General features: G+C 35.4%; 17 protein-coding genes. 12 read left to right on the top strand and 5 right to left on the bottom strand.

The window, feature by feature from the left end:
• Window positions 1-31: 31 nt before the first annotated feature.
• The 11 genes from FA584_RS10415 to FA584_RS10365 all read left to right on the top strand — a co-directional run bounded on the left by FA584_RS10415 (window position 32) and on the right by FA584_RS10365 (window position 7,790).
• Window positions 32-1,681, top strand: a complete 1,650-nt coding sequence (locus FA584_RS10415) for a primase-helicase family protein (protein ID WP_167749412.1) — start codon at window positions 32-34, stop codon at window positions 1,679-1,681.
• Between the two features lie 10 nt (window positions 1,682-1,691).
• Window positions 1,692-1,910, top strand: a complete 219-nt coding sequence (locus FA584_RS10410) for a hypothetical protein (RefSeq protein ID WP_167749411.1) — start codon at window positions 1,692-1,694, stop codon at window positions 1,908-1,910.
• A 169-nt stretch (window positions 1,911-2,079) separates the two neighbouring features.
• Window positions 2,080-2,472, top strand: a complete 393-nt coding sequence (locus FA584_RS10405; protein WP_167749410.1) for a hypothetical protein — start codon at window positions 2,080-2,082, stop codon at window positions 2,470-2,472.
• Complete coding sequence (locus FA584_RS10400; protein ID WP_167749409.1) at window positions 2,472-3,230, top strand: hypothetical protein; 759 nt, start codon at window positions 2,472-2,474, stop codon at window positions 3,228-3,230. The genes FA584_RS10405 and FA584_RS10400 overlap by 1 nt, the downstream gene beginning before the upstream one ends.
• On the top strand, window positions 3,224-3,379 hold the full coding sequence (locus FA584_RS10395) for a hypothetical protein (RefSeq protein WP_167749408.1): 156 nt from the start codon (window positions 3,224-3,226) through the stop codon (window positions 3,377-3,379). Before FA584_RS10400 ends, FA584_RS10395 begins: the two co-directional genes overlap by 7 nt.
• On the top strand, window positions 3,379-3,702 hold the full coding sequence (locus tag FA584_RS10390; protein WP_167749407.1) for a hypothetical protein: 324 nt from the start codon (window positions 3,379-3,381) through the stop codon (window positions 3,700-3,702). Before FA584_RS10395 ends, FA584_RS10390 begins: the two co-directional genes overlap by 1 nt.
• Window positions 3,702-5,471: a type IV secretory system conjugative DNA transfer family protein gene (locus FA584_RS10385; RefSeq protein WP_191342049.1), complete on the top strand. Its 1,770-nt coding sequence runs from the start codon at window positions 3,702-3,704 to the stop codon at window positions 5,469-5,471. Before FA584_RS10390 ends, FA584_RS10385 begins: the two co-directional genes overlap by 1 nt.
• A 493-nt stretch (window positions 5,472-5,964) precedes the next feature.
• Window positions 5,965-6,279 (top strand): hypothetical protein, encoded by a 315-nt coding sequence (locus tag FA584_RS10380; RefSeq protein WP_167749405.1) that lies wholly within the window; start codon window positions 5,965-5,967, stop codon window positions 6,277-6,279.
• Window positions 6,280-6,300: 21 nt separating this feature from the next.
• A complete protein-coding gene (locus tag FA584_RS10375) occupies window positions 6,301-6,783 on the top strand; it encodes a hypothetical protein (RefSeq protein ID WP_167749404.1) in 483 nt (160 codons plus the stop codon).
• A complete protein-coding gene (locus tag FA584_RS10370) occupies window positions 6,780-7,115 on the top strand; it encodes a hypothetical protein (protein ID WP_167749403.1) in 336 nt (111 codons plus the stop codon). Before FA584_RS10375 ends, FA584_RS10370 begins: the two co-directional genes overlap by 4 nt.
• Window positions 7,116-7,433: 318 nt before the next feature.
• Window positions 7,434-7,790 (top strand): bacteriohemerythrin, encoded by a 357-nt coding sequence (locus FA584_RS10365; RefSeq protein WP_087439161.1) that lies wholly within the window; start codon window positions 7,434-7,436, stop codon window positions 7,788-7,790.
• Here the strand turns inward: FA584_RS10365 and FA584_RS10360 are convergent.
• The gene (locus tag FA584_RS10360) at window positions 7,755-8,381 is read right to left on the bottom strand and encodes a LysE family translocator (RefSeq protein WP_167749402.1); all 627 of its coding nucleotides are present in this window, start codon (window positions 8,379-8,381) and stop codon (window positions 7,755-7,757) included. The two genes, FA584_RS10365 and FA584_RS10360, sit on opposite strands and share 36 nt — an antisense overlap.
• 44 nt (window positions 8,382-8,425) lie before the next feature.
• Window positions 8,426-9,235 (bottom strand): AraC family transcriptional regulator, encoded by an 810-nt coding sequence (locus tag FA584_RS10355; RefSeq protein WP_167749401.1) that lies wholly within the window; start codon window positions 9,233-9,235, stop codon window positions 8,426-8,428.
• A gap of 46 nt (window positions 9,236-9,281) precedes the next feature.
• Here FA584_RS10355 and FA584_RS10350 point away from each other — a divergent pair, with 46 nt between their 5' ends.
• On the top strand, window positions 9,282-9,971 hold the full coding sequence (locus FA584_RS10350; RefSeq protein ID WP_087439157.1) for a tetratricopeptide repeat protein: 690 nt from the start codon (window positions 9,282-9,284) through the stop codon (window positions 9,969-9,971).
• A gap of 58 nt (window positions 9,972-10,029) precedes the next feature.
• Here the strand turns inward: FA584_RS10350 and FA584_RS10345 are convergent, their stop codons facing one another.
• From FA584_RS10345 to FA584_RS10335, 3 genes are all read right to left on the bottom strand, one after another.
• Window positions 10,030-10,485, bottom strand: coding sequence for an SRPBCC family protein (locus FA584_RS10345; protein WP_167749400.1), 456 nt, complete (start codon window positions 10,483-10,485; stop codon window positions 10,030-10,032).
• A gap of 81 nt (window positions 10,486-10,566) precedes the next feature.
• Entirely contained in the window at window positions 10,567-11,415 is an 849-nt protein-coding gene (gene dinD / locus FA584_RS10340; RefSeq protein ID WP_167749399.1) for a DNA damage-inducible protein D, read from the bottom strand.
• A gap of 99 nt (window positions 11,416-11,514) precedes the next feature.
• The gene (locus FA584_RS10335; protein ID WP_167749398.1) at window positions 11,515-13,323 is read right to left on the bottom strand and encodes a DUF7380 domain-containing protein; all 1,809 of its coding nucleotides are present in this window, start codon (window positions 13,321-13,323) and stop codon (window positions 11,515-11,517) included.
• Between the last annotated feature and the right edge of the window lie 25 nt (window positions 13,324-13,348).

Raw genomic sequence — 13,348 nt, 5'->3', positions numbered from 1 at the left:
CAAAAGCTCTACAAATTTATAGGAAAATAGAATGAAATATTCTCACTTAACCCATGAGTTAGGAAAACTCAACCCGCAACAATTAGACGAAGCTCTTTCAGAACTTAGCTCACTAGCACAACAAGATAAAATCTTGAACTCTATCAGAACAGGTATTCTTCCAGATTCTAGTTTTATTTTTCGCTCAATCAATGGCATCAACTTTTTCAAAGGTGATGAAATATCATTGATACACACAGAAACAGCCACCGCTTTTGTTGCTTCAAATTTTGGAGAAAGCAAGGTAACAAGTGCCATGCTTCAAAAATTGCCTGTTCTTGATGTTGTTTTTAATCCGCAAGAAGTGGAAAGAATCAAAGACAACAAATTTAATACGTTCTCAGCTACTCAATATGTAAAAGATGCTCCGAGAAGCCACAGAATGAGAAAATTAAGCATGGAAGCAGTGAAAAGCTACCCGAACACTTATTTCTTGTTGCAAAGCCTCTTCAATTCAAATGATGAACATATCTTGCATTTTTTGAACTGGCTATCAGCTTGTTTTAACGAAAGAAAAAAATTAGGTGTGTGTTACATCTTGAAAGGCATTCAAGGTGCAGGTAAAAACGTATTCTATGACAATTTTATAGTAAAAGCACTAGGCGAAAAACACGCTATCACAGTTGATAATGCAAGATTGCAAGGTAAATTCAATTCATACTTAGATCATACTTTATTTGTAGCATGGAATGAGATTAAAGGTAATTTCAACGAATCAAATACTACCAGCGACCTTTTGAAAGGCTATATAAGCGAATCGATGCTTCAAATTGAAGCAAAAGGCGTTAACAGCACAATGAAGCCTTCATATTTTAATTCATTGATGTTCTCTAACCATGAAGTACCTTTCGTAATCGAGCCATCAGATAGACGTTTTGTAGTTATTGAAACGTCTAGTGTACCTTTGAGAACTGCTGTTGAAAATACACTTCAAATTTCGATGATTGATTTTATCAATAGAATCAAAAGTGAGGCTGATTCTTTTATTGATTTTATCTTTTCACTTGATTATGACCTTAACAAAGCTTCTTTAGCTTTTAGCACAGAAGCAAAGAAAGTTATTTCAAACGCTTCTGTATCTTCATTGAAAACACTAGCGAATGATCTAAAAGTGAATAGAAACAGCAAAACTGTGGAATCTCTTTATGCTCAATTTGTGGAATTAAAAGCGGATTATAGAGGTGATGATTTTGAGAAATCTTTAAAATCTTTTCTCTTTGGCTTTATCAGTGGAAAGATGTTCACTTTCGATTTTGATTTTGCTCTTTCTTTGTTAGGTGGATATGACAAAGCCACACAAAACAAAAAAAATAAAGACATAGATTCTTTCTTCGGAAAATCTACTTCGTCGCTAGGTAAGAGATACAGAAAAATAGGTGAGCCTATTTCTGAAATCAAAGATACAGAGAAATTTTTAAATGAGCTTATGGGGTACATTCCATTTAATGAAACTGTGGCAAGAGTAACAGAAAAAGCGGTGAATACTATCATTCTTGATAAAAATACTAAAGAATTTTACCCAGAAGATTATATTGAATTTTTTGCATATCTTGATGAGTTGCAAGATGAGGAAGAAGCAAAAAAGGTTTCAAATTCAGATGCAGAATTTGATTTTAACAATCCAAAACAAGCCATATTATAGGAGGCACACAATGGAAAAAATATTAAAAATTATCGACAAATTAATTTCAGTTAGCGTTTTTTTGGGAGTTATTTACGTTATCACAAAACTATTCACGGCTTCTGAACTTTCAGAAAAAGCGTTTTGCGACAATGTATTTCTTCCCGCTGTCGTAGTATATGTTTTACTAGTGATTCGAGTAAATGTTATGTATAAAAAAGATGAAATAGAGAGCGTATTGCACAGATAAGATGTGGCACAAATGTGCCACAAACCTTGCAGGAACATCGCTTTTCAGGGCTTTTTTAAGAGCACAAATGTGTTCTTATTCAAAATATGTGGCACAAATTGTGCTCACAACTACACTAAAACGCCTAAATTCAGGGCTTTTCGTGTGCTACAAATGTGGAGAAAATTGAATGAACAACAAAATACATAAAACTTTACGCATTGATGAAAATTTACATAAATTAATTGAGGCTTACAGGTCAGTTTCAAAAGCTTCTTATAATGAAGCTATTGAAATTTTAGTTCTGAAAGGTCTAGAAAACACTCAAAATTTAAAAGATATGAAACAGCTTTTCAAAGATGAAATGAAAGCTACTCGAGAAGAAATCAGGAATCAAGGCAATAGAATTGCAGGTATTAATATTAACCTTTTTAAATTTCTCGGGAGGGTTTATTCTCACACTTACCAATTATACAAAGGTGTTTCAAATTTTAATCAAGAGCAAATTAATCAAGATGAAAATCTAGGAATCAACAAAGCTCTTGAAGCATTAAAAACAACTATCAAAGACGAGGTGAATTAATGAAATTTATTAAACGAATTAAAGAATTGGAAGAACCAAAAGAGGCAAGATTTGAAAAATTACAAGCTGTATTTTCAAGAACAGAAGAGAAAAGAATCTCAATAAAAAGCCACAAAGAATCTTTAAATGTTGGTATTCAAGGTATAAGAACACCATCTCAAAAAGGCGGTGTAGTAGTGGGGGGAATGTCAATTTTCTTAAAAAGAAATTATGAAATAGCTGGTAAGATGAATGCAGACGGCAAACGCTCATCAAAAAAATCAATCGGTTCTCACGGTTCAGCTAGCCTCAATTATATGAATAATCATGGCAATGATGATATTAAAAACGATACTGATTTATCAAATATTTATGATGAATCAGGGGAAAGAATGACGAGAGAAGAGTTTGAAGATTTTAGAAAAGAGCTTCAAAATGACGGATTAAATGCTTCTTCACGAAATGTTATTTCGACAGGTCAAATTCTCTCTCGAGATGAATATGTAGGATTAATTAAATATTCTATGGATACATTCAAAGATTTGACAGATAAAGATTTTGGATACAAATTTGCTGTCCACACAGACCATGAAATACCACACGCACACGTTTTTATTCACAGTGAGGACGGCAGAGATGTAATGATGAACAAAGAGCAAATGCACCTATTAAAAGAGATTGTAGGTGATAAAACAGAATCCATCTTTCAAGAAAAAGAGATTGAAAAGAACATCGAAAAAGCCGATGAAAGAGCAATTCAAGGAGGTTTAGAATGCTAGAAAAAGAAATTCAAAAAACTAACATAATTCTAATTTTAATGATTTATGGCTTTGCTATTTTAATGTTTACCCAACTTGTGCAAACAGTAGAAATGAATAAAAAAATCGATGTATTAATCGAGAAAGCAGATAAAAAAGGGGTGAATTAATGTTACCCCTTCCACGAATAGATAAAATCATTTTAGGTGTACTTGTAGCTCTTATTTTAATGTTTTTATTGATGTTTAAAATGGTCGAAATTGATTTTGCAAGCTTCACCCTTTCGGGCATCTCACTATCGATTTTAGGGCTATTAGGGATACTTGCAGAGGGTTTTTATACTAGATACAAAGAATCTAAAATAATACCGATTAAAACCTATTTTGATGATGAAATTATCGAAATTAAGGACGAAGAACCAAAAGCAACTATAAATGAAGATGTAAAAAGTGAAATGAAAGGCAAATTTGACCTCAAATTTGGGGGCAATTAATGGATAACTTCTTTATGAAAATGAAGCAAAGGGCGATAATAGCGGGATTTGTCGCCTTTTTTCTTGGGCTTCTAACAACTAGAGACATCTTACCTTTACCATTTTTTCATATAGAAAGCCTTCTTCCAGATGAACTTCCACCTCTTACAGATGAGCTGTGGCAGGACAGTATAAAAGGCTTCTTACTTTACAATCTAAGTGCCTTTTTAACGTATTTTACTCTTTCCTTTGCTCTCGTTTGCTTCTTCCACAATAAGATAAAAAAAGAGACAGTAAAAAGGGGTGCTGTTCGTATAGATGCTGATAAACTTAAAAAGATAATCACAAAAGATATGCAAATAAAGAAAGATGCACCACTCGTTCATCTAGCACATGAGAGAATGCCGATACCTTTCAAAGAGATACCACGTAACTTTCTATTTTTAGGTAAAGCAGGCTCAGGAAAAACGCAGGGTATCTTTAATCTCTTGTTTGGTAACTTCGATAAATATGGTGTTCAAATCGACAAAGGCGTTTCAGATTACGGCTATACATTCATAATTTATGACAGGAAACCAGATTTCACGACACGTCTATATCGCAGAACGAGTGGAAAAGATTTTCTATTCAATCCTCTTGATAAGAACTGTATCAAATGGAACATCTTCGATGATTTACTCGAAGATAACGGCACTATAAACGAATCAATGGTCGAATTTTTCGCTAAAAGCTTGTGTCCTACCGATTCAGACAGTAAGAATGCACACTTCCAAGAGCAAGCACAAGCCGTTACAAAAGCCGTTCTGGTCGCTGTTTGTGGAATGGCAAGTAATGCTAATAACAAATTCTTAATCGATTTTATACAAGCAAATGGAGACGGTTTAACCCTTAGAAATACTCTTGTAAAAGATAAAACGGTAATCAAATACGGCTTACATAATAACGTAGCAAATGCCCTTACCGTCGGAGCTGGTGGGCTTGATAACCAAGGGAATAGCGTAATGGCAACACTTAACAAAGTGTTCCGAGGTTTAAGCAAGAGAGAATTCTATTTCACAGAAGGCAATTTTTCGATTAAAACATTCTTCAAAACCATTGATGAAAACCCCGACAGACGGCTTTTCATAGTGAACACAAAAGAGATGGCAGGTGCATATACCACCTATTTTTCACTATTCATTAATCTAATTTTTAAACGTGGAACAAGCCTTTCACAGCCTTCCAATAGACGTATTTTTCTCATGTTTGATGAAATTCAAAGCTTGGGCAGTGATGGAAACCATGAGCTCGGAAAACAACTAATAAGCGAGCTAGGTAATTTTCTAGCTGAGAGCCGTTCTTTTGGTTATTCCGCAATAGTAGCCACTCAATCGTTGCCACAATTAGAGCAACTAATTAAGAAAGAAGGAATGAGAGAGCTATTTCAGCACTTATCTAACAAGTTCATCTTTCAATATAATGAACCAGATGGCGCAGAATGGCTTTCACGCTACTTTAATGAACAAGAAATCGAGAGAATGCGTGAATCAATTTCGAGAGGTGACAATTCAGAGAGAGTGAGCGAAACGGAAGAAGAGAAGCTAAAAAGAATCGTGCTACCTTCTGAATTTAACGCTTTAAAGCCTTTGCAGTGCTTTTGTAGCATAGGTGAACACCCTACTTCACAGCTACAATTTGAATATCGTTTACCACCAGAAATCACACAAAAAGTTCTACTAAAAGAGCTACCATTCTTTAATAATGATGATATTGATGTTCTAAAAAATAGGTATCAAATAAAGTTAGATTAAGGTTATTAATGTAGTATTTTCCCATAAAAACAGTGTGACACTAGGAGGAAAAAACTATGACACCATCGCTATCCGCTAAATCAGTGGAGGCTTTGGAATCTCGTATTTTAGGCACTTTGAGAGAGTTTGTCCGATGCTCCCTCTCTGTCCGCCACCAAGCCCCTATTTTAGGCACTTTCAAAGCACTTTTTAAAAACCTGGAAATCCCTTGCGTACCCCTAAGAATAAATTGAAATATTCGTATTGAAGGTCATAAAGTGACCTTGAAGATAACTTACATAAACATCATAGATCATTTTAGTGCTAGAGTGTCCCAAATACTGTGCTAATTCAACATAGAAACACTTATTGAAGAAGTAGTATGTTCATACACACCAATATAAAGAAAAATAAAAGCTATAATTCAATTGGCACAAGAACAAAATATATAGAAAAAATAAATGACTCAAAGCTAAATAATATTAATATTACACAAACAAACTAGGGGGCTAGAATGAAAAAAATACTTATCCTTGTTGGATTACTCACAAGTATGTATGCAATTCCACCATGTGATTTACCAGATCAAAAAGTATGTGCGTATTTTTATAAAGGACCATTAAGCGGAGAAATCATTATTACAAACATGTCTGCAGATACAGTTTTAATAAAACATCTTAGTGCTTCATTAGATGGACAAAGTAAAAGTATTAATGACTTACAACTAAGCGCAGGACAAAATTTTTCTATGCTAAAGACAAGATATGATGATCATGACAAAAAACCTTATTATTACATAGGCTCAATGGAATATAAAATTATCAAATAAAATACAACAAGGTGCTAAAAAGTGTTTTATGATGATGATTCATTAGATTTAATAGAAAAGTATCGAAAACAAAAATACCAAGAAAAAGCTAATGGAAAGTTTTTAACAAACAAGAATAATAAAAAATTGCCTCGTCTTTCATTGATTCCAATTATTCTTTTGATAGGATATATTATTGTAATGAATTTAAGCGGTATTCACAAAAAACCCAATGAAGCATTTAACGATAGACTCAAAAAAGAAGAAACAACAACTACAGACCTACAAAAGCCAATCCAAACACAAAAAATAGAAGAAACCTCTCAACAAGTAATGACAAAAAATATAGAAATCATTTCAAATAAACCTATCATTACACCACCAAAAATAGAACCCTCAAAACAAGAAACTACCATTAATCTTATGTCTCAACAAACTCCTCAAAAACAAATACCTACTCAAAAAATACAAGAGGAAGAAGAAATACACCCTGGGACATCAACGAGTATAGGATATTATAAATGAATGAAAAAACAATCACACAAGGCATGTTTCAATCAATATCAAATTCAAAAGGTATTGAAGAATTAATTCTTATATTTTTAATAGCAATCGCAATTTTAAGCATACTAAGTTATGTAACAAAAATTAAAATAAGACCAATCAATACAGTAATTTATATAATCATTTTTATAATAGGTTTTTCACTCTATCAAACACCAAATGAAATTAAAAAAGAACCAATAAAAACAACAGTAAAAATGAAGGAAATCGAACCAAAAAAATTTACAGAGGTTAAGAAAGAAAAAGAAAAAAACCTATCAAACAACGAAAATATAAAGATTGAAATGCACTAAAAAAGGGTAAGGTTTTTTCAAATCCCTCTCTGTCCGCCACAAAGCCCATATTTTAGGCACTTTCAAAGCATTTTTTCAAAACCTGAAAATCCCTTGCGTACCCCTAAGAATAAACCGAAATATTCGTATGGGTGGTCTTAACGTGACCTTGCAGATAACTCACATCATTTAAGTGCTTGAACACCCTAAATACTACACTACTTTTGCGGATTGCCTTGTTCAAACCATCTTAAAAAGAGTAGAAAAATAAAAAATAAACACCTAAATGTGACGCTTTCCCCCTCAAAAAGGCTATACTGTCTTAAAAAGGAGTGAAAGATGCTCAGCCTCAACTGTCCCGAACTTGATGTTTACCATGCAGAGTGTGATGAATTGCTCAGCACTTTTGACTACTCTCATTTTACTGAATCATTTAGCGCGCTGATTCACCATACCAAAGAGCATTTTGCCAATGAAGAGCGCATTATGAAAGAGCTTAATTTTCAAGGCTATTTTGAACACTTTGAGGAGCACCAAAAAATTCTTGGCGAGATGAGCCAGTTCTTAGCAATGGCAATGCAGGGCAATACCTTGTTTGCAAAGAATTATATTAAAAACGGTGTTGCGGATCGTTTGGATCTTCATATTCGCAACATTGACTCACAACTCGCACTGTTTATAAAAAGTAAAAGCTAATTTGAGACTAAAGCCGATCAGCCCAATGCCCACTATTTTTTGAACAACATTGAGGTAAGGCAAAAGTCTTAAAGCTCTTTGATTGCCAAATAGAAACGCTACAAACATATCCCACACCAGCAACATTGTGACCATCCATACCGCATACACCATCTTTACATGTAAAGCTGTTTCGGGTTTAACAATGGTAAAAAGCAGTGAGAAATAAAAGAGAATATTTTTAGGATTGAGTAAGGCAGACAAAAACCCTTGAGCAAAGAGTTTAAATGCCATTTGACGCTTTACATGTAAAGAATTTTCAAGACTTGGTTTGGGTGCAAAAAGCAGGAGACAGCCAAGGTAAAGTAAAAAAAGTGCTCCACCGATTTCGATGAATGAAACGATCAATGGGTACTGACTTAAATACGCATGCCCCATGTACGCTAAAGCGATGTAAAGCGCGTTTCCACTGGCAATCCCTAGACAACTCCACCATGCTTTTTTATATCCGTGCGTTAATGCATGCTTGATAATGAGAAAAAAATCTTGCCCAGGGCTTAAAAGTGCTAAAAAATAGATAGAGGTGAGGGTGATGAATTCTACTTCAAACATATAACTCCTTTTTACATGTAAGCATAAACGAAATGCGAAAAAAGTTATTGTATAAAATTGACTTGGTACTCTTTGGGGGTGAGAGCGGTACGGCGTTTAAAAAAGCGGTGGAAGTGGCTTTGGTCGACAAAGCCACAGTATTGCGCGCACAGGGCAAGGGGAGTGCCATCGTGAAGTAACTGCTTCGCATGCTCGATGCGCACATCCATGGCATAGTGTTTGGGTGTGCAACCGTAGGTTTGTTTAAAGTGGCGTGTGAGAACATAGGGGTTGAGTCCAAAACGTTTGGAAAGCTCACAGAGACTGGGTGTTTCATCCAGCCGACTTTCTAAAAAGTGTGCCATATCTTGAAGGGTATTGTCTTTGTGTTGACTCACTCCTTGTTTCGTATAGAGCCAAAAAAAGCTCTCCACCCATGCTTCCAATGCCTTTACATGTAAAGGTGAAAAACCTTTTATGAGCGCTGTAATAATGCGCTCAAACTCCTCAAATAAAGCCTTATGAAATACCAACGGTGTAGTCAGTGGCAACAGCGTTGTGGTTTCTTGAAACTGTTTGGCTTGAATGTGCGTACAAAAGTTCGCATCTAAATAGACCATAATGTAACTTCGTCTCGTTTGCGCAATAGGATTGCACGCATGTTGGATGTGAGGTGGAATGATGGCAAGGGCGCCATGTTCGAGCAAAAACTCTCCCTCAGGTGTCTGAAAGCACGTTTTGCCTTCGAGCATAAATCCTATGGAGAGTGCTGCGTGTGCATGTGCCTCATAAGCGCGCTCACTCTGCAGTGTTTGGCGAATCTGTAAAAAAGGTGCTTGCTCGTAGCAAATCAAAATTGTTTTAGTCTCGTTCATAAAAGTATTGTAATATAATAATTCAAATGTTAGCAAGGAGAAGAGCATGCAAAAACTCTTATGTATTATGGCAATACTGGTTTCATCTTCACTGTTTGCATTGGATTTTGCCCGTGAAAGCGAACTACAAAACGAGTGCGATCATAACAATCCCACGGCATGTTTACAATTAGGCGCGATGTACCACATCGGTGATGGCGTCCAACAGAGCTTTAGTAAGGCCAAAGAACTTTATAACCAAACCTGTTCTATGGGCATGGGAAGTGGCTGTTCCAATTTAGGTTACATGTATGAAAGTGGTCAAATAGGACAAAATTATGCCAAGGCGGCTGAACTGTATGAAAAAGGGTGTGTACTTGGTGATGCAAGCAGTTGTGCGAGTCTCGCGGTTTTGTATGAAAATGGTACAGGTGTGAGTGAAGACTTGCAACAAGCCGTTAATTATTATGATCGTGCGTGCAGTGCGGGCTTGGCAAGCAGTTGTGCGCATCTTGCATTACTGTACGAGCAAGGTGGAAACTATGTTTATGCTGCCATGTACCATCAAAATGGATGTGATGCCGGCGATGCGCAAGAGTGTTCCGCGCTTGCTCGTATGTACTATGAGGGAGGCAGTGTGAGCCAAGATGCGCAAAAGGCGCAAGAGCTGTTTAAAAAGGCATGTGATTTGGGCGATGAAATAGGTTGTAAAAACTATGAGATTATTAAAAATAACACAGGATTTGTGGAAGAGTGATCTTTAGGGAATACTCTTCCATTCACAAGTTTAATTTGCCTGTGTCATGATACTAGCGTTAGAGGTGTTTCGCTTGATTTTCAAAGCGAAAATGCGCTTGTGTCATCGTGTGTCGGTACGCAAACATAGCATCCATGTCTCTTTTTACAAACCAGAAAAAGAGCCTTCCCAAAAAAGGAATTGGTGGCGCTAGTGTGATGGTCTCTTCCATGCGCGTGCGATTTTCATCTTCAGCTATAAAACGTCTTTCATGCCGAAACGAGGCAAAAGGCCCTTTCTCCATCACATCGACAATGCTGTGAGGGCAGTTTTTCTCAAGCGCCATCTCCCAACGTGTCGTGATTCCAAACTTTTTAATGTCCAAAATGACGCTGTCATTCTCCATCTTCACGATATTTACCTTAATCGACGGTGGCGTAATGAGCGGAAGATTATGCGTGTCGGTATGAAAAGCACACACGTCTTCAACGCTTGCATCAAGTTGGCAGGTGTAATGCAGGGTGTAGAGGTTCATAGGGTTCCTTTAAAATATACTTTCATCGTGTAAACGTTTACATGTAAAGATTGTAGCTCTATTTTCATACCAAACGATTGATTAAGATTTTGGTAATGCACTTTGTTTGATAAGCTTTTTCTCATTAGATTTTACTTGACGTTCTAGTTTTTTTAAATCATCTGCAGGTGGTAACTCTTCAGGTTTAATGCCTCTGTCTACCAAGAGTCCTCTAATACTTTCATTGTTTTGAATATGCTCTTGTGTAATGAAATTTTCACCTTTGAGATTGTTCTCTTTGACATTGTGATTAGTAATCTCTGTTGCAAGATTTTTTGCTGTAATGGTAATAGTCGGCAGAAAATCAGCCAGTGGACGCTTCTCAGGAACACCGAGTTTTTCTTTCATATCTTGTGTTGTATGCCCTCCAAATAACGCGCTATCGCCTTTGGAACGAATACGTGCAAATCCTTTATCATCGACTCCACGCTCATAAATATTTTTAGAAAGTTCTGTTTCGGATTCTTTTAGTTTTGCTCTTGCTTGAAGCCTATCTTCAAGTTCAAGACGTTGTTCTATCAGCTCTTGTTTTCGCGTTTGCATCGCAAAGTAGGTTTGGGCAAAAGCGATTTGTTCTTTTCTCGTATCCCCATTTTGCGCAATGAGATAACATGCGTAGCGTGTCAGCATGATGTCATCAATCTCTCTATTGGCTCCAGAACCAATGTTAACCATTTTCGCCACATGGCGAAAATGGTCTGTGACCTCAATCTGTGAATTTTCACAGGCTTTTTTAGCTTTGTCAATCACATTTTGGAATTTATCCCAATGTTGGTAACCGAGAAGAATTTGTAAATTTCTTGCAAACCAATATTCAATGTCACTATTTTTAACAATATTGACGATAGCATTAAACTCATTTTGGAGTAAGGAGATAAGATTTTTGTCCATCATAATCCTTCGCAGTTATTTCTTTTTAGTATATCGAGACTTTACATGTAAGAATTGAAATATATCAATTTGAAATATTAAAAGGTTACATTAAAGGTTTCATCTCTCCTGTAAAGCACTTTCATCTTCTTGTTCAAAATCAAAACTATTGTTATTGATGACCAATTTTAAGCATAGCCACCACACATATACAGCTGGGGATGAGTTCATTTCTCCAACTTCGGACAATCCATGGGCTAGATTATTTCTAAAATTGTAGCCAAGCGCTTTTGTTAATAAAATGTCTAATTCAAAAAGTAGATTTTCATCCAATACAAGAGGCACTTCCTCTTTATCTAACAAAGTAGATAATCCGTGTTCCGTTTCAATTCCTTCTTTATCAATGGTTGTTGTTTTAATTCCTCTAATTTGTAATTGCAATCGGACGAAATGCTCAATTTGTGGAATTAAAAGGTGAATAGCAACTAAAAAATTAAGTTCTAACCCCTGCCATAAGCCTTCAACCCATACATCGATTCTCTCATTAGGAATCAATGTCGAGTTCTCACAAATGTGATATAAATCTTCTTTAGTAATGCGATGTTCAAGAAGTAGCTGAAAAAGTGCAGGTGCAATATATGCTTTAGCGGTAAGTTCAATATAATTTTTATAGTTCTGTACCATTATAGGGAAGAGAGCATCAAAATCATCTGTCAGACTTTCCGTTAAATCTATTGAAGGTGTCTTGGCTATGATTCTTCCATCATGATTTATATGTACGCCACTGAATAAATGTTGAAATGGAAATTGTTGGATATGCTTTTTCGCTTGCTCCTTAAAATATTCTTTGGTTGGTATATCAATTAAGTTAGCAAAAATATGTAGCGTTTTAAATTTAGGCTGATTGGATACGGCTTTTTCACTGTAATCAACCATCTCTTTTGTATCAATTTTAGTTTCAATTCTTTGCATATATTCTAAAGCGATTTGATTTGATTCAGGGATTTTTCTTTCAATCTCAGCTATAAGAGTATTGATGTCATCGGTATCACGATATTTTTTTGGAATTTGTCTAAGGGTTTGAAGTGCATTTTCATAATCTGATGTACTTTGAAACTCATATGGTTGGGCAAGTGCATTTTGATAAAAAGAAAAACCTATTTCATAGAGCAATTTATAACATAGTTCTTCATTTTGTAATTTTCTAGCCCATTTTAGAGCGCATTGGTAATAGCGTGTACTTTGATAGTATAATTTTTGCTCTTTAAACTGTTGTGCAATCTTTTCAAGATGAGCCACAACAATTTCTATATCTTCTCTTCGCAATTTAGCAACATCTAAGATTTCTACGAGGTGCATTAAATAAAAATTGTCTTGACTCGAAGTATTTTTAATGTGTCCCAAAATAGGATTAGTCAGGTTTTCAATAGATTGATGAGTAGTCGAAGCTAATATAATTGCTCTTTGCCATGTGTTACTTGAATAGTGAATTGTCTCTTGGGAAAGCGGATATTTTTGATAGTTTTCAATAGCAATTTTTGTAAAATTGATAGCTTTGCCTCGTTTTAATGTCCATAAGACATCGGCTATGCGAGCTTTGATTTGGTATGCTTTACATTCAGGGAGGGTCAGTTCAAAAAAATCTAATTCCTCTGTAATGAAATCATCAAGTATTGCTGAACGACGACCATCATTCCATTTTACCATTGCACCAAAAGGTTCACTTTGACTTTGTGGGGTTAATATCATTGAACATAGATCACCCATTAAAAAACAAATTCTTGCAATAGTTAAATCATCGGCATCTTGTGCTAATTTATGAAAGTTTGATGAAAATTCATAACAATCTTCTTTGTATTCAATTTGATTTTGAATGGCTATAAAATTTTGGAGTAATAAGGGAGAATTTTCACTTTCTTCTCTGGTCATCGTAATATCTCCAAAGCATTTCTCT

It is taken from the genome of Sulfurospirillum diekertiae, from assembly GCF_011769985.2.
Lineage (GTDB): Bacteria > Campylobacterota > Campylobacteria > Campylobacterales > Sulfurospirillaceae > Sulfurospirillum > Sulfurospirillum diekertiae.
This window is presented reverse-complemented; position numbering and strand designations above follow the sequence as displayed.